Annotated in this window: 11 protein-coding genes; 7 read left to right on the top strand and 4 right to left on the bottom strand. The window is 67.9% G+C overall.

Translation table 11 applies throughout. The annotated features are described in order from the left end of the window. The first annotated feature begins 203 nt into the window (after positions 1-203). The 6 genes from ACY65G_RS00310 (at position 204) to ACY65G_RS00285 (ending at position 14,684) form a co-directional block, all read left to right on the top strand. Complete coding sequence (locus ACY65G_RS00310) at positions 204-3,347, top strand: CHASE domain-containing protein (RefSeq protein WP_464995385.1); 3,144 nt, start codon at positions 204-206, stop codon at positions 3,345-3,347. A gap of 138 nt (positions 3,348-3,485) precedes the next feature. Further along, complete coding sequence (gene recC, locus ACY65G_RS00305) at positions 3,486-6,875, top strand: exodeoxyribonuclease V subunit gamma (RefSeq protein WP_464995384.1); 3,390 nt, start codon at positions 3,486-3,488, stop codon at positions 6,873-6,875. Beyond that, complete coding sequence (gene recB, locus ACY65G_RS00300) at positions 6,872-10,519, top strand: exodeoxyribonuclease V subunit beta (protein ID WP_464995383.1); 3,648 nt, start codon at positions 6,872-6,874, stop codon at positions 10,517-10,519. The genes recC and recB overlap by 4 nt, the downstream gene beginning before the upstream one ends. After that, positions 10,512-12,491 (top strand): exodeoxyribonuclease V subunit alpha, encoded by a 1,980-nt coding sequence (recD, locus tag ACY65G_RS00295; protein WP_464995382.1) that lies wholly within the window; start codon positions 10,512-10,514, stop codon positions 12,489-12,491. The genes recB and recD overlap by 8 nt, the downstream gene beginning before the upstream one ends. 106 nt (positions 12,492-12,597) lie before the next feature. Next, complete coding sequence (zwf, locus tag ACY65G_RS00290; protein WP_464995381.1) at positions 12,598-14,061, top strand: glucose-6-phosphate dehydrogenase; 1,464 nt, start codon at positions 12,598-12,600, stop codon at positions 14,059-14,061. Between the two features lie 128 nt (positions 14,062-14,189). Then, on the top strand, positions 14,190-14,684 hold the full coding sequence (locus ACY65G_RS00285) for an FxDxF family PEP-CTERM protein (RefSeq protein ID WP_464995380.1): 495 nt from the start codon (positions 14,190-14,192) through the stop codon (positions 14,682-14,684). A gap of 69 nt (positions 14,685-14,753) precedes the next feature. On the opposite strand, the gene ACY65G_RS00280 is transcribed toward ACY65G_RS00285, so the two are convergent. Continuing rightward, positions 14,754-15,182 carry a VOC family protein gene (locus tag ACY65G_RS00280; RefSeq protein WP_464995379.1) on the bottom strand — a complete coding sequence of 143 codons (429 nt, stop codon included), beginning with the start codon at positions 15,180-15,182 and terminating at the stop codon, positions 14,754-14,756. Positions 15,183-15,432: 250 nt separating this feature from the next. Between ACY65G_RS00280 and ACY65G_RS00275 the strand changes: the two genes are divergently transcribed. Further along, positions 15,433-18,234: a glycosyl hydrolase gene (locus tag ACY65G_RS00275; RefSeq protein ID WP_464995378.1), complete on the top strand. Its 2,802-nt coding sequence runs from the start codon at positions 15,433-15,435 to the stop codon at positions 18,232-18,234. A gap of 141 nt (positions 18,235-18,375) precedes the next feature. Here the strand turns inward: ACY65G_RS00275 and ACY65G_RS00270 are convergent, their stop codons facing one another. From ACY65G_RS00270 to ACY65G_RS00260, 3 genes are all read right to left on the bottom strand, one after another. Next, entirely contained in the window at positions 18,376-20,511 is a 2,136-nt protein-coding gene (locus ACY65G_RS00270) for a PhoX family protein (RefSeq protein ID WP_464995377.1), read from the bottom strand. A 134-nt stretch (positions 20,512-20,645) separates the two neighbouring features. Continuing rightward, the gene (locus ACY65G_RS00265) at positions 20,646-21,575 is read right to left on the bottom strand and encodes a serine hydrolase (RefSeq protein WP_464995376.1); all 930 of its coding nucleotides are present in this window, start codon (positions 21,573-21,575) and stop codon (positions 20,646-20,648) included. Between the two features lie 248 nt (positions 21,576-21,823). Continuing rightward, entirely contained in the window at positions 21,824-22,891 is a 1,068-nt protein-coding gene (locus tag ACY65G_RS00260; protein WP_464995375.1) for a sulfate ABC transporter substrate-binding protein, read from the bottom strand. Between the last annotated feature and the right edge of the window lie 252 nt (positions 22,892-23,143).

Below are 23,143 nucleotides of genomic sequence, written 5' to 3'. Positions count from 1 at the left end.
CCATTGCGGAAAAGAGACAGCGCCCGGACAGGGCATGACGGACCATCGCGCACATGGGAACCTCCTGCTTTCCCCGTTTGACGGGGCCACGGCAGAGCAGTTCCACGGGTTCGCTTGCGCATTGTCAGGAACGCAGTCGCGGTGACGGGGCAGCACCATTCAAGGTATGCTGCTGTATTGCAAGAAGTACCCACTGAAAGTCAATGCGCAAAAACGGCGAATCCAGGAAGTTACCCGCGGCATCCCGTCTCCTGCAATGGGGCATCGGGCTGGCCTTGGCAGCCGCCGTGGGGCTGGCGCTCTATGCGGCCACCATGAAATCGGTGCACGACGATGCGCGCATGCGCTTCGATAATGCCGCCCGCGCCACGCAATACAGCATCGGCGCCAGCGTGAAGGCGTATTCGGATGTGCTGCGCGGCATGGTGGCGCTGTTCCAGGCGAGTGACCGGCTGTCGCGCCAGGAATTCAGCCTGTACGTGGCCAGCCTCGACGTGCCGCGCCATTTCCCGGCCATCGAACTGATCAATTATGCGCCGGACGTGCGCCATGAGGAGCGTGCCGCCTTCGTGGCGGCCGTGCGTGCCGACCGCGGCGTGGACCCGGCCGGCTACCCGGCATTCGACATCCGCCCGCCCGGCCAGCGCCCGCGCTATGCGCCGCTGACGTGGCTGGAACCGATGCTGAAGGAAAAGATGGGTGTCGACATCGCGGCCAACCCGGCCATCGCCCATGCGATGGACCTGTCGCGCGATACCGGCCAGATCAGTGCTTCCGGCCAACCCGTCAAGGTGAAGGATCCCGTACCGCACATCGGCCTCGGCATGCGCCTGCCCGTGTACCGGCGCGGCATGCCGGTCGGCGACGTGGCGGGCCGCCGCGCCGCCTACCTGGGCTCGGTGGGCATCGGCTTTTCCGTGTCGGCGCTCGTGCAGGGGGCGATCGACGAGATGGCCGACCGCAAGGTGCGCCTGATCCTGTATTCCGACGGCAACACCGACCCGGACCGGCGCCGCCTGGAAATCGAGCCGGACGACCGCCTGCTGTTCAACGACACCGGCTCGCTCGACGCGCCCGCCACGCTGCCGGGCGATGTCGACGATATATTCGTCGCCGTGCTGCCGATCGACTTCAACGGGGCGCTGTGGAAGGCCCGCTTCTATACGCGCAAGGTCGACATGATCAGCGGCTTCGACCGCCACCTGCCGTGGGTTGCGCTCGTTATTGGCTCGGCGGGCACGATGCTGCTGTACAGCTATGTGTTCATGCTGACGTCGCAACGCCGCAACGCGCAGGAGCAGCGCCGCCTGCTCGACAGCGTGCTGGACAACGTGGACGCCCATGTCTACATGAAGGATGGCGAACGCCGCTACATCTATGTCAACGCGCGGATGGCGCAGGTGATGGGCCGGCCGGCCGAGCAGATCGTCGGGCGCACGGACAGCGACGTGCTGCCCAAGCGCGAAGCCGCCCGGGCCTGGCTGGAAGACCGGCAGGTGCTGGCCGACGGCATCAAGCGCAGCAGCGAAGGCCATTTCACGGATGCGCAGGGCAACGAACGGCACCTGTGGACGGTCAAGGCCGCTGTCGAGCTGGAGCGCGGGCCCGCCGTGATCGCCCTGTCCACCGACGTGACCGAGCTGCATGAACTGAAGGAGGCCGCCCAGGCCGCCAGCCGCGCCAAGAGCGATTTCCTGTCGAACATGAGCCACGAGATCCGCACGCCGATGAACAGCGTGATCGGCATGGCGCACCTGGCGCTGAAATCCGTGGCCGACCCCAAGCAGCGCGACTACCTGCAAAAGATCTACCACTCGGGCCAGCACCTGCTGGGCATCATCAACACCATCCTCGATTTTTCCAAGATCGAGGCGGGCAAGCTCGACCTGGAAATGCTGGATTTCCCGCTCGATGCGCTGTTCGGCAATATTTCCACCCAGCTGGGCGAGACGGCGGCCCGGCGCGGCCTGGAACTGGTGTTCGAGGCCTGGCCGAACGTGCCGGCGCAGTTGCGCGGCGACCCGCTGCGCCTCGAACAGGTGCTGCTCAACTTCACCAGCAATGCGATCAAGTTTTCCGAGCACGGTACCGTGTTCCTGCGCGCCCGCGTCGTCGAGGAGCGCGACAACCGGCTGATGGTGCGCTTCGACGTGCAGGACCGGGGCATCGGCATGACGCCGGCCCAGGTGGACGGCCTGTTCCAGTCGTTCCACCAGGCCGACACGTCGACCACGCGCAAGTACGGCGGCACCGGCCTCGGGCTCGTGATCAGCAAGCAGCTGGCCGAGCTGATGGGCGGCACCGTGGGCGTCGAGAGCACGCCCGGGCTGGGCAGCACGTTCTGGTTCACGGCGCAGCTGGAGCGGGGCGCCGAGCCGCTGTCCGCGGCGAGCGAACCGGCCCTGCAGGAAGAGCTGCTGGCACCGTTGCGCGGTGCCGCCATCCTGCTTGTCGAGGACAATGTGTTCAGCCAGCAGGTGGGCCAGGAACTGATCGAGGATTCCGGCGCCACCGTGGTGATCGCCAACAATGGCCAGGAAGCGCTGGACCTGCTGGAGAAGGGCCACTTCGACTGCGTGCTGATGGACGTGCAGATGCCGGTGATGGATGGCTTTGAAGCCACGCGCCGGATCCGGCGCCATGCCACGCTGTCCGGCATGCTGGTGATCGCCATGACGGCCAATGCCGGCCGCGAGGACCAGCTGCGCTGCCAGGAAGCGGGCATGGACGATTTCCTCACCAAGCCGATCGTGCCGAACCTGCTGTTCTCCACGCTGTCCAAGTGGCTGAGCCAGCGCGCTGCGGACGGGCGCACGGCGCAGGTGCGCACGGTGACGGGGAACGCCTCCGCCAACGTCCCGGCAAGCACCGGCACCGCATCGTCATCGTCATCGTCATCGTCATCGTCATCGTCATCGTCATCGCCTCCGCCGGCCCGCCGCGCCACCGACGTGCTGCCCGCGGTCGCCGCGCACGAACCGGCGCTGTTCGACCTGAGCGTGCTGGGGCAAACGTTCGGCAACAAGGCCGACAAGATGCGCAAGTACGCGGTGATGTTCCACGGATCCGCGCGCGACGGCATGACTGAGATCGATGCGGCACTGGCCGCGCACGACCTGAAACGGCTGGCCGAGCTGGGGCATCGCATCAAGTCGTCGGCACGCGCCGTCGGTGCCCTCGGTTTTGCCGAACTGTGCGTTGCGCTGGAGCGGGTCAAGCCCGGCGACGACCCGGCGCAGGCGGCCCGCATCGTGGCCCACATGGGGCCGATGCTGGACCGGCTGCAACGCTACATCGATGTCGAACTGGAGCCGCTGCTGCGCGAACTGGGCAACGATCCCGGCTGAATGCAGCCAATAGCACCCCAGGAATCCTTGTGCGCGCCGGAGGGTGTTGCATATAGGTATTTAAAGATGCGGCCGGGAATTCGGGACGCAGCTGGGCCGCATCGGGGATAATACGCCCTCGACTAGCAAGAACTCATCATGGCAACAGGCATCGCCCCCGGTTTACTGATTCTGCACGGCAACCAGCTCGAACAGCTGCGCGGTGCCGTCTTCCAATGGCTGCGTAACAATCCGCTGGCGCCGCTGGAGTCGGACGTGATGCTGGTGCAGTCGAACGGCGTGGCCGAATGGCTCAAGATCGCGCTGGCCGAGGAAGCGGGCGTGTGCGCCGCCACCCGGGTGGCGCTGCCGGCGCGCTTCCTGTGGGAAGCCTACCGCGCCATGCTGGGCCGCGACCGCGTGCCGCGCACGTCGGCGTTCGACAAGGGGCCGCTCACGTGGCGGCTGATGCGCCTGCTGCCGGCGCTGCTGCGCGAGGATGCGTTCGAGCCGCTGCGGCACTTCCTGAAAGGCGGCTGCCAGGAACGGCGGCTGCAGCTCGCCGAGCGGCTGTCCGACCTGTTCGACCAGTACCAGGTGTACCGCGCCGACTGGCTCGAGGACTGGGCGGCGGGGCGCGACCAGATGTGCTGCCCGCGCGGCGTGCATTATCCGTTGCCGGAAGGCCAGCGCTGGCAGGCCGCGCTGTGGCGCGCCATCATCGCCAGCGTGCCGGATGAAGAGCGCACGCTGGGCCGCGCCGGCGTGCACACGGAATTCATTCGCGCCGTCGAAGGCGGCGCGCAGCCGGTAGCGCGGCTGCCCCGCCGGGTTGTCCTGTTCGGTGTATCGGCACTGCCTTACCAGACCTTGCAGGCGCTGGCCGCACTGGCCCGCTTCACCCAGGTGATCGTGGCGGTGCCGAACCCGTGCCGCTTCTATTGGGGCGACATCATCGACGGCCGCGACCTGCTGCGCGCGGCGCGCCGCCGGCACCCCCAGCGCAACGGCGTCGACCTGGCGCAGGTGCCGATCGAGGCGCTGCACGCGCACAGCCACCCGCTGCTGGCGAGCTGGGGCCGGCAGGGGCGCGACTACATCCGCATGCTCGACGAATTCGACGAAGCCACCGGCGGCGAGGGCGGCCACCTGCGCGTGGACCTGTTCAGCGACGGCGACGGCGACACGCTGCTCGAACAGCTGCAGGGCGCGGTGCGCGACATGCTGCCGCTGTCCGAACACCATTTCCCGGTACCGGACGCGCAAGACCGTTCCATCGTGTTCCACATCGCCCACAGCGTGCAGCGCGAGGTGGAAGTGCTGCACGACCGCCTGCTGGCGCAATTCGCCGACACCCCCGGGCTGCGGCCGCGCGACATCGTCGTGATGGTGCCGGACATCGGCGTGTTCACGGCGGCCATCCACGCGGTGTTCGGCCAGTATAAAAAGGGTGACCCGCGCCATATCCCGTTCGAGATCGGCGACGTCAACGACCGCAGCGTCAATCCGCTGCTGGTGGCGCTGGAATGGCTGCTGCGCCTGCCGCAGCAGCGCTGCCGGCAAAGCGAGGTGCGCGACCTGCTGGACGTGCCGGCCGTGTCGCGGCGCTTCGGCCTGGTCGAGGACGACCTGCCGATCCTGGGCCGCTGGATCGAAGGCGCCCGCGTGCGCTGGGGGCTCGACCGCGAACACCGCGCCGGCCTGGGCCTGGGGCCGACCGGCGAACAGAACGCGTGGATCTTCGGCATCCGGCGCATGCTGCTCGGCTACGCCAGCGGCGCCGGCGGCGCGTTCGGCGACATCGAACCGTATGGCGAAGTGGGCGGCCTCGATGCCGCGCTGGCCGGCTCGCTGGCGCAACTGGTCGAAGCGCTGCTGGACTGGCGCGAGCGCCTGGCGCAGCCGCGCACGCCGTTCGAATGGGGCGAGCAGGCGCGCGCGCTGCTGGCCGCGTTCTTCGATGCGCGCGACGAGGCGGACCGGCTGACGATGAACGAGCTCGATGCAACGCTGAACGCGTGGCTGGAAACGTGCGACGGCGCCGGCTTCGACGAGCCGGTACCGCTGCAGGTGCTGCGCGAGGCGTGGCTGGGCGCGCTGGACGAGCCGTCGCTGGAACACCAGTTCGTGTCGGGTGGCGTCACGTTCTGCACGCTGATGCCGATGCGCGCGGTGCCGTTCCGCGTGGTGTGCCTGCTGGGCATGAACGACGGCGATTTCCCGCGCCGCGCAAGCCGTGCCGACTTCGACCTGCTGGCCCTGCCCGGCATGGCGCGCCCGGGCGACCGCTCGCGCCGCGACGACGACCGCTACCTGATGCTCGAAGCCGTGCTGGCCGCGCGCGATGTGCTGTACGTGAGCTGGTGCGGCCGCAATGCCCGCGACAACAGCGAACAGCCGCCTTCCGTGCTGGTGGCGCAGCTGACCGATTACCTGAAGGCGGGGTGGCACCTCGACCTGGCCGAGCGCACGGTCGAGCATGCGCTGCAGCCGTTCTCGCGGCGCTACTTCGAACAGGGCGGCCTGCTCACCTACGCGGCCGAATGGCGCTCCGCCCACGCCCAGGGCGACACGGCCGCATTGTCGACAGGCTTGCCGGCCGCCTTGCCGCCGTATGAACTCGATGAGCGCTTCCGCCTGAAGCTGGCCGGGCTGGCGGCGTTCCTGCGCCAGCCCGTGAAATACTTCTTTGGCCAGCGGCTCGGGGTGCGCTTCGCCGACTCGGCCCTCGTGGGCGAAGACGAGGAACCGTTCGTGCTCGATGCGCTGGACCGCTATTTCCTCGAAGACGAAATGCTGGACGACGATGGCGCCGAGGAAGAGGACGACGTGCGCGCCAGCCTCGTGGAGCGGGCGGCCCGCCTGCAGCGCGAAGGCGTGCTGCCCATCGGCGTCATCGGCGAGCGCGTGCGCGATGGGCTGATCGCGGCGCTGCTGCCCGTGCGGCGCGCCTGGCTGCAGCTGCGCGGCGCCTACCCGGAAGCGGCGCCGAAGCTGCCGGTCGGCCTGGAGCTGCATGGCGTGGTGCTGGAAGACTGGATCGACGGCCTGCGTGCCGACGGCGACGCCAAGGTGTGGCTGGCGCAGATGTCGTCGAAGGCGCTCGACAGGTCCGGCCAGCCCCGTGGCGACAAGCTGGTTGGCGCCTGGCTGCGCCAGCTGGCTGCCGCCGCGCAGGGAGAAACCATCACGGGCCTGCTGGTGGCGCGCGACGCCGTGCTGTCGATGCCGCCGCTGGAGCGGGAAGCCGCCCGCGGCACGCTGGAGGATCTTGTCGCCCTGTGGCGGCGCGGCATGGACGGGCCCCTGCCGGTGGCCAGCAAGACGGCGCTGGCGCTGGTGTCCGGCGGCGACCCGCGCGACACCTACGAGCACGGCTTCGACCGCCGCGGCGAGAAGGACGATCTCTGCCTTTACCGGCTGTGGCCCGAGTACGGCGACCTGGAAGCCGAGCCGGGCTTCATCGCGACCGCGCATGCGCTGTACGGACCGCTCGTGGACTGGCTGGCGACCGTGGAAGTGCAGCCGATCGAAGGAGGCGAGGCATGAGCCGCCTGCTCGACCCGATGACCTTCCCGCTGCACGGCACCCGCCTGATCGAGGCCAGTGCCGGCACCGGCAAGACGTGGACCATCGCCGCGCTGTACCTGCGCCTCGTGCTGGGCCATGGCGGCGACGACGCCTACGCGCGGCCGCTGCTGCCGGCAGACATTCTCGTCATGACCTTCACCCGTGCGGCGACGCGCGAGCTGTCGAACCGCATCCGCGAACGGCTCGTCGAGGCGGCCGGCTGCTTCCGCGGACAAATCGAGGATTGCGATCCCTACCTGGCGGGCCTGCTGGACGCTTATCCGGACGAGACACAGCGCCAGCAGGCGGCGCACCGGCTGATGCTGGCGGCCGAAACGATGGACGAGGCGGCGATCTTCACGATCGACGCGTGGTGCCAGCGCATGCTGCGCGAACATGCGTTCGACAGCGGCAGCCTGTTCGACGAGGAACTGATCAGCGACGAGGCGGCGCTGTTCGAGGATGCTGCGCACGACTACTGGCGCCAGCAGGTGTACCCGCTGCGCGAGCCGGCGCTCGGCGCGCTGCTCGAATGCTGGCCGGACGTGGAGCGGCTCAAGCGCGGCCTGCGCGAACTGGTCAAGCGTGCCGACGACGGCTGGCGTTCGGACGAGCCGCTGGGCGCGCTGGTCGGCCGTTCGCTGCGCGAGCGCGAGCAGCAGCTGGCGGCGCTGAAGTCGGGCTGGACCGACCGCCTGGCGCGCATGGAACTATGGCTGGAGCGGCAGAAAGCGGCCAAGCAGCTGGACGGCAAGCTGATGAAGTCGAACTGGCTGGCCGGCTGGTTCGGCAGCCTGCATGCATGGGCGGCGGATCCGGCGCTGGTCGATCCCGGGCTGTCGGTCTCCGGCTGGAAGCGGCTCGTGCCATCCGGGATCGCCGAGGCCTTCAAGGGCACCGATATTCCCGATGACTTCGCGGCGCTCGAAACGCTGAAGGAAGCGCTGGACGCCTGCGAGCCGCTGTCGCACCGCCTGTACCGCCACGCCGCCGGCGTCATTGCCGCGCGCATGGCGGAGCTGAAGGCGCGCGAACGCCAGTTCGGCTTCGCCGACATGCTGGTGCGGCTGCAGAAGGCGCTGGAAGGCGAGAACGGCGAAGCGCTGCGCCAGCGCATCACCGAACAGTACCCGGTGGCGATGGTCGACGAATTCCAGGATACGGCGCCGTCGCAGTACCGCATCTTCGACCTGCTGTACCGGGTGGCCGACGACGACCCGGCGTTCGGCCTGTTCCTGATCGGCGATCCGAAGCAGTCGATCTACGGCTTCCGCGGCGCCGACATCCACAGCTACCTGGCCGCGCGCCGCGCCACCGCAGGCCGGCACTACCAGCTGGGCACGAACTACCGTTCCACGCGCGACGTGGTGGAGGCGGTCAACCGCATCTTCCTGCACGCGGAACGGGGCGCCGGCGGCAGCGGCTTCGCACAGGGCGCCTTCCGCTTCCGGCGCGGTACGGTCAACCCGTTGCCGTTCGATGCCGTCGATGCCAAGGGACATGGCGAGCGCCTGGTCGGCGTCGATGGGCAGCTGCAGGCCCTGACCGTGTCGTGCAGCGAAGTGCCGGACCTGAAGGCCGATGGTTACCGCGAATTCTTCGCCAGCCACTGCGCCGAGCACATCGTGCAGCTGCTGAACGATCCGCGTACCGGCTTCGAACAGCCCGATGGCAGGTTCGCACGCCTGGAACCGGCCGATATCGCGATCCTGGTGCGGGACAGGAAAGAGGCGGGAGCGATCCGCCGCGCCCTGCAGCAGCGGCGCGTGCCGAGCGTGTACCTGTCTGACAAGGATTCGGTGCTGGCGTCCGACGAGGCCAGGGACGTGCTGCGCTGGCTGGCAGCGCTGGCCAATCCGCTCGACGGCGCGCTGGCCCGGGCCGCGCTGGCGACGCGCACCGCCAACCTCCCGCTGGCCGAACTGGCGCGCCTGTCGTCGGACGAACTGGCGTGGGAGACCCGCGTCGAACAGCTCAAGAGCCTGCACACGATCTGGCAGCGCCAGGGCGTGCTGGCGATGCTGCGGCGCTTCATCCATGAGCTGGGCCTGCCGGCCGCGCTGCTGGCGCCCGGCAACGTGGGCGGCGAGCGCAGCCTGACGAACCTGCTGCACCTGGCCGAGCTGCTGCAGACGGCCAGCCGCCAGCTCGATGGCGAGCAGGCGCTGATCCGCTGGATGGCCGAGCAGGTCGAAGGCGAGGGCGCCATGGGCGACGAGCAGGTGCTGCGGCTGGAATCGGATGCGGAACTGGTCAAGGTGGTGACCGTGCACAAGTCCAAGGGGCTGGAATATCCGCTCGTGTACCTGCCGTTCGCCGTCACGGCGCGCAAGGTCGACAAGCGCAATCGCAGCTTCTTCGAATACACCGATGCCGATGGGGTGCGGCGCATCGACATGGCGCTGTCCGAGGACGCGCAGGCGGCCGTGGAGGCGGCGCGCATCGAGGAAGACCTGCGGCTGCTGTACGTGGCGCTTACGCGCGCGCGCCATTTCCTGTGGCTGGGCGTGGCCGCGCTGCCGGCCCGCAAGGAAGGCAGCAACGTGCTGCACGAATCGGCGCTGGGCTACCTGCTCACCGGCGGCGCGCCGTTGCCGGCGGACAGCCTGCAGGAACGCTGGCGGGAGCTGGCCGGCGACTGCGGCGCGATCGGCATCGCCTCGCTGTGCCATCCCGGGCGGCCGACCATGCTCGACCGGGTGGAAGAGCAGGAGCCGCTGGCCAGCCCCGAGCCTTATCGCGCGCAGTTCGAACGCAACTGGTCGGTGGGCAGTTTCACGTCGCTGGCGCGCGGCACGCAGGCCGCGCCGCGCCGCGCGCTCGAGGAAACGCTGCTGGAAGGCGAGGGTGCCGATGTGGCGGCCGGCCGGGTGGACGACGCGCCCTGGCATCGGTTCCCGCGCGGTTCCGTTCCCGGCAACTTCCTGCACGAACAGCTGGAATGGCTGGCGCAGGAAGGTTTCGGCTGCATCGACGATGCCAACTGCGAAGTGCGCATGGGCCGCCGTATCGAGCGGGCCGGCTGGGGCCACCGCGTCGACGACGCGATCGCCTGGCTGCGCGCTGCCGTGACGACGGTGCTGCCGCCGCTCGGCGCCGCGCTGCGCGACATCGGCACCGTGATGCCGGAGATGGAGTTCTGGTTCCCCAGCGAGCACCTGGCCACCGGCGCGCTCGATGCGGTGTGCCGCCGCCACCTGCTCGGTGGCGTGCCCCGGCCACCGCTGCCGCAGCGCGCGCTGCACGGCATGCTGAAAGGCTTCTCGGACCTCGTGTTCGAGCACGAGGGCCGCTACTGGGTGCTGGACTACAAGTCGAATGCGCTGGGCGGCAACGATGCGGCCTATCATGCGAAGGCGCTGGCGCTGGGCATGGCCGAACACCGCTACGACGTGCAGGGCGCCATCTACCTGCTGGCGCTGCACCGGCTGCTGGCGAGCAGGCTGGGCGACGCGTACGACCCGGCCGAACAGCTGGGCGGCGCCATCTTCTTCTTCCTGCGCGGCATCGGCAACACGGCCACGCGCGGCTGCCACGTGCTGGAACCGGACCCGCAACTGCTCGATGAACTGGACGAGCTGCTGCAACGCGGCGCGCAAGATGAAGGACCCCTCGATGACTGACCCGAAGTTTGCACACCCCGCGCTGTTCGACACGATCGACGCGCTGACCGAGAACGGCAAGCTGCGGCGGCTGGCGGGCGCGTTTGCCCGTTTCGTGGCCACGCTGGGCCATGCGCCGCCGCCATTGCTGCTGGCCTGCGTGCTGCTCTCCGAACTGGAAGGGCGCGGGCACAGCTGCCTCGTGCTGGCCGACCTGGCCGCCGACCCCTCGCCGCAGCTGGGCTGGCTGGATGGCGAATGGGCCTCGCTGCGCGCCGCCGCGGCGAAGGCGGGGAGTGCGCTGCCGAAGAACGTCAACGGCTGGCGCGCGGCGCTGCAGGGCTGCGAGCAGGTGTGGCCGGTGGGCGATCTGGATTTCAACCAGCCGCTCGTGCTCGACGGCGAGCGGCTGTACCTGCGCCGCTACTGGCGCGACGAGTCGACGGTGGCGGCATCCGTGCAGTCGCGCGCGGGCGCGGCGCATGCAGTGGATACGGCCGCGGTGCGGCGCTGGCTCGACAGGCTGTTCCCCCACGCGGCGCGCGAGGGCGGGCCGGACTGGCAGAAGATCGCCTGCGCCGCCGCGTTGCGCGGCCAGCTGGCCGTGATCACGGGCGGCCCCGGCACGGGCAAGACGTACACGGTGGCGCGGTTGCTGGCGCTGCTGTTCGCCACGGCCGGCACCGGGGCCCAGGCATTGCAGAATTTGCGTGTGGCCCTGGCCGCGCCGACCGGCAAGGCCGCGGCGCGCCTGAAACAGTCGATCGACGCGGCGCTGGACGAGCTGGCCGGCAAGCTGGGAGACGACCTGCCGCTGCGCGAACTGGCCGCGCGGATGGGCGGCGCGCGCACCCTGCACAGCCTGCTGGGCGCGCGGCCGGATACGCGCAGTTTCGCCCACAACGCCGGCAATCCGCTGGAAGTGGACGTGCTGATCGTCGACGAGGCATCGATGGTGCACCTGGAGATGATGGCGGCGCTGCTGGCCGCATTGCCGCCGCACGCGCGGCTCGTCCTGCTGGGCGACAAGGACCAGCTGGCGTCGGTGGAGGCGGGCGCCGTGCTGGGCGACCTGTGCGCACAGGCGGAAAGCGGCAACTACGATGCCGCCACGTGCGACTACGTGCTGGCCGCCACCGGCGAAACGATTCCCGCGGCATTCCGCGAGCGCGACGGCGGTCCGCTGGCACAGCGCATCGTGATGCTGCGCCAGAGCCGGCGCTTCGGCGGTCCGATCGGCAAGCTGGCGCTGGCCGTCAACCGCGGCGACGCCGATGCCGCGCGCGAGGTGCTGAAGGGAGAAAGCGATGGCCGGCTGCGCTGGATCGAAGGCGCGCGGCCGAACGACGTGCTGGCGCTCGCGGTCCAGGGCCGGCCCGGCGCCGGCGCCGGCTACCGCGATTACCTGGAGCTGATGCGTGCCGGGCCGGGCGGGGACTACGAGCGCTGGGTGCGCGACGTGCTGCACCGTTTCGAGCAGTTCCGGCTGCTGTGCGCCGTGCGCGAAGGCGAATGGGGCGTTTCCGGCCTGAACGAGGCCATCGAAGCGAAGCTGGAGGGCGCAAAGCTGATCCGCCGGCGCGGCGAATGGTATGTGGGCCGCCCCGTGATGGTGACCCGCAACGATTATGCGACGGGTGTCTACAACGGCGACATCGGGCTCACGCTGCCCGACCCGCAGCGCCCCGATTCGCTGCGGGTATGGTTCCCGGACGGCGAAGCGGTGCGCAGCGTGCTGGCGACGCGCCTGCGCAACGTGGAAACGGCGTTCGCGATGACGGTGCACAAATCGCAGGGTTCCGAGTTCCTGCACACGGCCATGGTGCTGCCGCCGCAGGCGAACGCCGTGCTGGCGCGCGAACTCGTCTACACCGGCATCACCCGCGCCCGCGAGTTCTTCACGCTCGTGTCGCCGAACGCCGCCGTGCTGGGGCAGGCGATCGCCGAGCGCACGCAGCGGGCCAGCGGGCTGCGGCAGGCACTGGGCACCTGAGCGGGGATCGCAAGACACCGATCGGCAAACCAGGGCGGGTTCGGATACCATTGCAAGGTTTTCAATGCTGTCCCGAATTCATCTTCCCTCAACCACATCGATCGATATGACCTCGTCCGCACAACCAGATAACAGCCTGCCACTCGACATGATCATCTTCGGGGGCATGGGCGACCTCGCCATGCGCAAGCTGCTGCCGGCCCTGTACATGGCCCACCTGCATGGCAACCTGCCCGCCGCGACCCGCATCATTTCCACGGGGCGCCAGGATTTCAACCGCGAGGCTTACCTGGCGTTCGTCGAGGAGCATTCGCGCTCGTTCATCTCGGACGGCAACTTCGCCGACGACGCCTGGCGCAGCTTCCTGCAGCGCCTGGAATTCGTGCGCGTCGACGTGCAGCAGGACGACCTGGCCGCCCTGGCGAAGGTGTCGCGCGCAGGGGCCATCCGGGTGTTCTACCTGTCCACGGCGCCGTCGCTGTTCACCACCATCTGCGAAAAGCTGTCCGCCGCCGGCCTGGTCGACGCCAATGCGCGGGTCGTGCTGGAAAAGCCGCTCGGCAGCGACCTGGCGTCGGCCGTGGAAATCAACGAGGCCGTCGGCAAGCATTTCGCGGAATCGCAGATCTACCGCATCGATCATTACCTGGGCAAGGAAACCGTGCAGAACCTGATGGTGCTGCGCTTCGGCAATTCGATCCTGGAACCGCTGTGGCGCGCGCCGAACATCACCAGCGTGCAGATCACGGTGGCCGAGGAAGTGGGCGTCGGCAGCCGGGCCGGCTTCTACGACGGCACGGGCGCCATGCGCGACATGGTGCAGAACCACCTGCTGCAGCTGCTGTGCATCGTCGCCATGGAGCCGCCGGCATCGCTGGCGCCCGACGCGGTGCGCGATGAAAAGCTCAAGGTGCTGCGTTCGCTGCGCCGCTTCAACCTGGCCGCCATCGCGCGCGACACGGTGCGCGGCCAGTACATCCGCGGCGCCAGCGGCAACCAGGCGGTGCCGGGCTACCTGGAGGAAAAGAACGTGCCGCCGGACAGCGGCACCGAGACGTTCGTGGCGCTGCGCACCTATGTCGACACGTGGCGCTGGTCCAAGGTGCCGTTCTACCTGCGCACCGGCAAGCGCATGGAGCGCCGTTCGTCCAAGATCGTCGTGGAATTCGCCAACCCGCCGTTCCCGTTGTTCCCGGAAACCCCGGGCGGCGTCGCCAACCGGCTGGTGATCGAACTGCAGCCGGAAGAGGCGATCAAGCTGCAGGTGATGGCCAAGCAGCCGGGCAGCGGTATGCACATGCAGCAGGTGGAACTGAACCTCGACCTGCATTCCGCGTTCACGCAGCGCCGCGCCGAAGCCTACGAGCGCCTGCTGATCGACGTGGTACGCGGCCGCCTTACCCACTTCATGCGCCGCGACGAACTGGAAGCGGCGTGGGAATGGGCCGATCCGATCATCGACGGCTGGAGCGCGCTGAACGAGAAGCCGCGCGCCTATGCCGCCGGCACGTGGGGCCCATCGGAATCGTTCGCGCTGCTGGCGCGCGACGGGTTCAGCTGGTTCGAATAAGGACGCACGGCATGCGTTGGCCAGGGCGAATTTTTATTTCTTTAATTGATCGACAATTTAATATTGACAACTTCTTGGATTGCGCTTAACTTAGTCGTATAGCAACTCTCATTAAAGAAGACCAATATATGAAACCGCATTCGATCGTTCTCGCGGCCGCCCTGGCTACCACCGTTGGCGCCGCCAGCGCCGAAAACTACGTCATCGACCTGAAAGGTGGCCCGGTCACCTGGTCCACCCACATCGATGTGTTCGCCAACAAGGGCGTATTCTCCGATACGTTCACGTTCACGAACTACACGGCGGCAGCCGGTGTCGCTAGCGTCGGCCTGATCAACATGTCCGACTTCGTTACCGACATCAACTTCACGAGCGTTACCCTGAACGGCGTGGATGCGGTCATCAACAACGGGTTCATATCGACTGCCGATCTCACCAACGTGGCCGTGACCGGCCCGCTGACGCTGGTCGTCAACGGTTTCGTTGCCGCGGCTCCGGGTGCTTCGGTTGGCTATGGCGGCAGCTTCACGGTATCGGCGGTACCGGAACCGGCCACGTACGGCATGCTGCTGGGCGGCATGGCCGTGCTGGGTTTCGCCGCACGCCGCCGCAAGCAGGGCTGATCCGTTCGCGGAAAACAGGAAAGGGCGCTTCGGCGCCCTTTTTTGCATGCATGGCCGATGCGGCCAGCCTTACCAGGTGATCTGCACCGACGGCGCGCTGCGCTGCGATTCGCCGTGGAACACGGCTTCGATGTTGTTGCCGTCCGGGTCGGTCACGAACGCCGCGTAATAGCCGGGGTGGTAGGGGCGCTCGCCGGGAGCGCCGTTATCCTTGCCGCCGCCTTCCAGCGCCGCCTTGTGGAACGCGTCGACCATGGCCCGGTCGCGGGCCTGGAACGCCAGGTGGTGGCGGCCCGTCAGGTGCCCTTGCGCGGTGTCGCTGTCGCGGGCCGAGACGAACAGCTCGTCGACCCAGAAATAATCCTCGGCCGTGCCGCCGACCGGAATGTCCAGTACCTCGAAGATCGCCGTATAGAAACGCTGCGACGCGGGCAGGTCCTTCACGACCAGCTGGATATGATCGATCAGACGGCCACGGTGTACCTCTTGAGCTTCCATGCTGTGCTCCCGACAGGTTGGTGGACTGCGCAGTATTGCAGCTTTTGCCACCGGAAGTCGCACGCTGGCCGCGTGCGCGAGCATTGACCAGCATGTTGGCCGCGTGTGCATCTATTATCCTGCGCTGGCCGCGTATGCAAACGATCAATCGGCTGAGTATTGCCCCGTAAATGAGCTGTGCGCGTAGGAAAATCAGCGCAAGGTCTTCATCATGGCGGCAGCCGTCATGAACCATACGAGGAGACTTCCCATGCCCCAGCGCCACGCCCGCCGATCCCTTGTCGCAGCCGTCCGGACGGCATCACCCGGCCGGTTGCGGTGGACCTTGCTGGCCGCCGCGCTGGCCGCCGGCCTGGCCCATGCCGCGCCGCACGATCCCACCGTATTCCAGCGCATCGGCGACGTGGCGGATCACCTGGCAACGCCACCCGCCGATGCCCGGCCGATGATGCGGTGGTGGTGGTTCGGCCCCGCCGTCGAGAAGGCGCAGCTGGCCCATGAGATCGACCAGATGAAGTGGGGCGGCATCGGTGGCGTGGAGATCCAGGCCGTGTATCCGATGGCGCTGGACGACCCGTCGCGCGGCGTGAAGAACTTGCCGTTCCTGTCGCCCGAACACCTCGATGCGGTGCGTTTCGCCAACGAGAAGGGGCGTGCGGCCGGCCTGCGCGTGGACCTGACCCTCGGCAGCGGCTGGCCGTTCGGCGGGCCGCACATCGGCATCGGCGACGCGATCGGCAAGATGCGCGTGGCGGTCATCGAAGTGCCGGCCGGCGCATCGGGCTACGCGCTGCCGGCCGTGACGGAAGGCGAGAAGATCGAGGCGGTGTTCATCGGCGGCGGCACGGCCAGGCACTACGATGCCACGCGCCTGCGGCCGCTGAAGGAAACGGCGGCCGGCAACGGCCGCGGCGCCGTGCCGCCGGCCGACGCGCCGCGCGTGGCGGTGTACTACATCGCCAGCCGCTCGGGCATGCAGGTCAAGCGGCCGGCCGTCGGCGGCGAAGGCTACGTGCTGGACCACATGAGCCGCCGCGCCATCGACAACCACCTGCAGAACGTGGGCGAACCGCTGCTGAAGGCGTTCGGCGACCAGCCGCCGTACGCGATCTTCTCGGACAGCCTGGAAAGCTACGGTACCGACTGGACCGACAACTTCCTCGACGAGTTCCAGCGCCGCCGCGGCTACGACCTGCGGCCGTACCTGCCGCTGGTGTTTTCCGGCCAGGGCGCCGACGCGCCGGCCCTGCGCCACGACTGGGCGCTGACCCAGACCGAACTGGTGGAAGACAATTACCTGAAGCCGGTCACCGCCTGGGCGCACCGGCACGGCACGCGGTTCCGCTCGCAAACGTACGGCGAGCCGCCCGCTTCGCTGTCGAGCTTCCGCCACCAGGACCTGTTCGAAGGCGAGGGCGCCCAGTACCGGCAATTCTCGTTCACCCGGCTGGCGTCGTCCGCGGCGCACCTGTACGGCAAGCCGGTGGTGTCGGCCGAAACGTGGACGTGGCTGCGTTCGCCCGCGCACACGGCAAGCCCGCTGGACATGAAGGCCGAGGCGGACCGCATGTTCGTGCAAGGTGTGACGCAGATCGTCGGCCATGGCTGGCCGTATTCGCCGCCGAACGCGCCGGAGCCGGGCTACCAGCTGTACGCGGCGGCCGTGTTCAACCACCACCAGCCGTGGTACATGGTGATGCCGGAAGTGTCGTCCTATCTCACCCGCGTCAGCTACCTGCTGCGGCAGGGCGCCCCGGCCAACCAGGTGGCCGTGCTGCTGCCGAACGACGATGTGTACGCGATCAACCGGCCGGGCAAGACATCGTTGTCGGGCGAACTGCCGAAGTTCATCAAGCCCGAGCTGGTGCAGCAGATCATGGACAGCGGCCACAACCTCGATTACGTCGACCCGGAAGCCGTGCTGCGCGTGGGGCTGGACCGCTACCCGGTGCTGGTGATGCCGAACGTGACACGCCTGGCGCCCGAGGTGCTGGCGAAGCTGGCGGCCTACGTGAAGGGCGGCGGCAGGATCATCGCGATCGGCGCCACGCCGTCGCTGGCGCCGGGCTTCAAGGATGCGCAGCGCATCACCGCCGAGGTGAAGCGCGCCTCTGCCGCGTTGTTCGCGGCGGGCCGCGGCGTGACGAGGATCGGTACGGACGCGGAGCTGGGCCGCGCGCTGCTGGCCGTGCTGCCCGGCGACGTGCAGTTGAGCGACGCGCAGTCGAGCAACGTGGGCAAGCGCGTCAGCTTCGTGCGCCGCAAGCTGGCCGATGCGGATATCTACTTCATCGCCAATACCAGCAACGAGCCGGTGTCCGCGAACCTGGCGTTCCGGCAGCCGCGCCGCCATGCGACCCGGCTCGATCCCGACAGCGGCAGGCTGGCGCAATCGGCGCTGGCGCCGGTGCTGGAACTGGCGCCGTACGAATCGGTGGTGTACGTGATGAGCGATGCGCCGATGCCGGGTGCCGCGCCCGAACGCAAGACCGGCGGCGCCGCCGTGGTGGCCGACCTGTCGACAGGATGGCAAGTGCGCTTCCCGGACCGGGCGCCGGTCACGATGGACAAGCTGGTGTCATGGACCGACAGCGAAGCCACGCGCTACTTCTCCGGGCAGGCCGTATATGCGAGGCAGGTCACGGTCACGGCGCAGCAGCTGGACGGCAAGCGCGTGTCGCTCGACTTCGGCACCGGCACGCCGCTGCCGGACAGCGGCGTGCACGCGCACCATTCGGGCATGCGGGCCATGTACGAACCGGCACTGCGCGACGCGGCCATCGTCACCGTGAATGGCCAGCGCGCCGGCACGCTGTGGCATCCGCCATACCGCCTCGACGTGACGCCTTTCCTGAAAGCCGGTGCCAACGCGATCGAAGTAAGGGTGGCCAACCTGGGCGTGAACACGCTGGCCGGGCGCGAGCTGCCGGACTTCAAGCTGCTGCGCCTGCGCTATGGCAACCGCTTCGAGCTCCAGGATACGGCGAAGATCGCGCCGCAGCCGGCGGGCTTGCTGGGGCCCGTGACGCTGGTGGGGCAGGCGGAGAAGTAGCGTCAAGCAAACAGGCGCCGGATGCCCATGCCGTTCAACCGGCGTCGATCGGCGTCAATTGGCGTCAATCGGCGTAGCGGCATCGCCTGCATATGCCCCGGCATCCGCCGCCGGGGTTGCGTTACCTGAACGGCACCGGCATCAGATGCCGATCACCCCGCCATCGATGCGCGTGATGGCCACCGTGGCCGAACGCACGATGCCGCCCTGCGAGACGGGCACCTTGTCCGGCCAGGTCATCGCATCGATCGGGATATCGCGCGGCTGCTCGGTGCCGGGGTGCTGGATGTTGACGAACAGCGTGCGGCCGTCGGCCGTCATCTGCGTGCCGCAGACTTCGGCGCCATCCGGGGCGATCAGGAAGCGCTTCACCTGGCCGGTGCGGGTATCCATCGCCAGCAGCATGTCGTTGCCGAGGCCGGACCAGTCGGTGCCGGCACCGGTCCAGTCGGAGGCCTTCAGCGCGTCGCCCGCGTCGGTGCCGATCCACAGCCGCTGCCAGCCGTCGAACATCACGCTGTCCGGCGAGCTGAAGGCGTCGCCGTTGATCGTGCCGCGATTGGCCGGGTCCGGCGTATCGGTGGTGCCGGTGCCGGCCAGCACCACCATCTCCCAGTTGAAGCGGGTCGCCGTCACGTTGCCGCCGGCATCGCGCAGGCGGATGATATGGCCGTGCAGGTTCTTGTCGCGCGGGTTCATTGCATTCTTCGCCTGGGCGGCGCGCGGCGCGGCGGCGGTGGTGCCCGGCGCGGTCGCGCTGCCGCGGCTGGTGTTGTTCGACAGCGTGGCATAGACCCAGCCGCTGCCTGCATCGGCAGCGATCCACTCGGGCCGGTCCATCTGCGTGGCGCCCACCCTGTCAGCGGCGAGGCGCGCCCAGACCAGCACCGATGCCTGGTCGGCGAAGCCGTTTTCCGCCGTCAGGCCGTTCTGGCCATGCACCAGCGGCAGCCATTCGCCGCTGCCATCCTCGTTGAACTTCGCCACGTGCAGCACGCCGTCGTCCAGCAGGCCGCGGTTGGCGGTGCGGTTCCCGGTGTCCATCGCTTTCGTGGTAATGAACTTGTAGATGTAGTCGAAGCCCTGGTCGTCGCCCATGTAGAACGCCACACGCTTGTCGGCGTTCACCAGGTGCGCCACGTTTTCGTGCGCGAAGCGGCCCATGGCCGTGCGCTTTACCGGCTGCCAGGTGGGGTCGTACGGATCGATTTCCACGACCCAGCCGAAGCGGTTCGTTTCGTTCGGTTCCACGGCAAGGTCGAAGCGCTTGTCCAGGAAGTGCCACGTGTAGTCGCGCGCATAAGCTGGCACGATGTTGTAGCGCACCCACTTCGGGTCCTGGAAACGCGGATCGCCAGCCGGCAGTTCACGCGTCGCGAAGTAGTTCTTGTGACTGTCCTCCTCGCAGGTGAGGTAGGTGCCCCACGGCGTGGCGCCGCTGCCGCAGTTGCCCAGCGTGCCGCGCACCTGCTCGCCGGCAGGATCGCCACCCGTGCGCAGCGCGGCATGGCCGCGCGCCGGACCGCCGATGCCGATCCACGTGTCCGCGTGCACCTTCCTGGCATAGGTGGAGTCGCGCTGCACCTGCCACTGGCCGGCGGCATCGCGGTACACCTCGGCGACGGAGACGCCGTGGTAGGCCTTCTGCTTGCGCACCACGTCCGGGTTCATCGCCGTTTCGCCGGCCGGGTCCAGCGTGGCCGGATCGGTCGCGGCGTTGACGCCGGCGAAGCGGAAACCGCTGATCACGTTGGCGCGCGCCGCCTCGTGGTTGATCGCCAGCAGGCCGCGGTCGCTGTTCGTCGAACCGAACGGCAGCGGGAACCAGGCCATGCCATCGTGGTTGTCGCCGAACTGCAGTTCCGCTTCGGCGCCGGTGGTGTCGAAACGGCGCGCGGCGCCGGTGCGGAACGCGGGAGCGCCCAGCTTGCTGCCGATCGGATCGCCCTGTTTCGTCACGGCCGTCCAGCGGTAGCCGGGCGGCACGACCAGGTCGTCGCCGGCCATCATCGGCGTGCGTTTCACGCTGTCGAAATTGAGCGTGTTCTCCGGCAGCACCGGGCCGGCCGGCGGCGCCGGCGTGACCGGCGCAGTCGAGGGCGGGGCGGGATCGTCGCCGCCGCCGCAACCGAACAGTGCCAGCGCTACCGTGCTGAGGCCGCCGGTCAGCATTGCGCGGCGCGACAGCCTGGCCGTGGCGATGTCGCCGAAGTAGGGATTGCCGGATTGGTTGGTGCCGAAGTCTTCCGGTTCGGGCGGGCGGGAGGTTTTGCTCATGCGCTGTAGTGTAGGTAAGGCAAGGGTTAATGAGAGCCGGGAATTCTAGGAGGCGCGCGTTACCGCTTGATGACCGGGCGCATGGACGTGAAAAAGCCGGCACGCGGCCGGCTTCCGGTAGGGGGGAAGAAACCTTACGACGCGCGGCGCCGGGTCGGCTTTTTCTTGATGACGGCCTTCTTGCGGCCCTCGACCTTGGCTGTCTTGCGCGCCTTGCCTGCCTTGCTTGCCTTGCTCGCAGCCTTCATCACGCGCGGCGCGGTGGCGACGCGCGGTTCATCGTTGCCGGTGATCAGGCGGCGGATGTTCAGCGCATCCGAGATGCGCGCCGACGAGCCGCCGGCATTGAGCAGCACCATCGTGGCGTTCTTGCCGGCCGCCTTGATGCGCATGATCAGGCAGCGTCCCGCTTCTTCCGTGTAGCCCGTCTTGGACAGGCCGATGTCCCATCCCTTCGCGCCGACGAGGCGATTGGTGTTGTGGTATTCGACCTCGCGGCCCTTGATCTTCATGATGTCGCTCTTGTCGGTCGTCATGCTGGTGATCGTGGGGTAGCGCGCCGCGGCGGAGGCCATCTTGACCAGGTCTTCCGCGGTCGAGATATTGCTCGGCGACAGGCCGGTGGGTTCGGCGATGCTCGTATTCTTCATACCCAGCGCGCGGATCTTGGCATCGACGGCAGCCTTGAACGCGGCCGGGCCGCCGGGGAAGGTGCGCGCCAGCGACGCGGCGGCACGATTATCGGACGACATCAGCGCCAGGTGCAGCACGTCGTAGCGGGACAGCGTGGCACCGACCGGGACGCGCGACGTGCTGTGCTTGAACGTGTCGACATCGTCGCGGTCGATGCTGATCTGTTCCTGCATGTCGAGCCTGGAGTCCAGCACGACCATTGCCGTCATCAGCTTGGTCAGCGAGGCGATCGGCACGACGGTGTCGGCATTTTTTTCGAGGATGATTTTCCCGGCGTCGTCGACGACGAGCACGGACTGCGAACCGAGCGGCACGGCGAGCGCGGCTGCGGAAACGGAAAGCAGCACTGCTGCTGCAATTTTCTTGATCATTGGGTTGTGCGAGGAATGGGCGAGCGAATGGAGCAATGCTTTATAGCAAGGTCCAGAAGGCCGAAAGATAGCATGCGCTTGACAGAACAGTCCAGCCTATGTCAGCAGTGCGGGCCCAAACATGACAAAAATGTGATGAGTCCAGGGATTCGTGCCGTTGAAAGCAGCGCGCCCGCCCTGGAAGGGGCGGGCGCGCATGGCAATACCCGGTCTGGTTCGGGGGACGGTGCCCCGAGCGGCCGACGTGCTTATTTGCTTGCGTAGATCTTGTCGAACTCGCCGCCATCGTCGAAGTGGCGCTTCTGCGCCGCGCGCCAGCCGCCGAACACGTCGTCGACCGTGAACAGCTTGATCGGCTTGAACTGCGCTGCGTATTTCTTGGCCACGGCCGCCGAGCGGGGACGCAGGTAATGCTTGGCGATGATTTCCTGGCCCGCTTCCGAATACAGGAAGTTCAGGTAGGCGGTGGCTTCCTTGCGGATGCCGCGCTTGTCGACCACCTTGTCCACGACGGCCACCGGGGATTCGGCCAGGATCGAGACGGACGGGTAGACGATGTCGAAATTGCTGCCCATCTCGGCGCGCACCAGACTCACCTCGTTCTCGAACGTCACGAGCACGTCCCCGATCTGGCGCTGCGTGAACGTGGTGGTGGCGGCGCGGCCGCCGCCATCGAGCACCGGCACGTTACGGAAGATCTTCGTCACCAGGTCGCGCGCCTGCGCATCGTTGCCGCCGTTCTGCAGCACCGAGCCCCACGCGGCAAGATACGTGTAGCGGCCATTGCCGGCGGTCTTCGGGTTCGGGATCACCACTTTCACGCCAGGCTTGGCCAGGTCGGCCCAGTCCTTGATGCCTTTCGGGTTGCCCTTGCGGACGAGGTACACCATGGTCGAATACATCGGCGCGGCATTGTTCGGGAAGCGCTTGGCCCAGTCCTTCACGACGAGGCCGCGGTCGGCCAGCATGTCGATGTCATTGGCCTGGTTCATCGTGACGACCGACGCCTCCAGGCCGTCCGCCACCGAGCGCGCCTGCTTCGAGGAGCCGCCGTGCGACTGTTTCACCTCGATGCTCTTGCCGGCCTGCTGCTTGTATTGCGCTTCGAAGACCGGGTTGATGTCCTTGTACAGTTCGCGCGCGACGTCGTACGACACGTTCAGCAGCGAGACATCGGCCGCGTGGGCCGGGGCCAGGCCCAGCGCCGTGGCGGCGGCGGACGCCAGCAGCACGCGGCGCAGCACGGAGGTCAGGGTGCCGTGCGTGGAGCCGATGCGGCTGGATGCGGCGCCAAATACGATTTTTTTATTTTCCATGGTGTACTCGTGTAAAAAACAGATATGTATGGTCCGCCAGATTGCGTCTGGAAAGAAACGATATTTTCGTAATTTGCTTAGATGCACCCGGCGCGAGCGGAGCCGGCGGCTTGCGGCCGACTGGTGTATAGTCCGCCTAATGAGCCGCCTTAGGGAAGCGCTGTTTGATTGCTGGTGGATGATATCAGTGTTGAAAAGCGTGTCCAGCAAGACGCAAATGCTCCGTCATACTGGCGTATGCCGGGGTATTTG

This window comes from Pseudoduganella sp. jia 12 (assembly GCF_055502675.1).
The sequence above is the reverse complement of the archived record's forward strand: the minus strand, read 5'-3'. Positions and strand labels throughout refer to the sequence as shown.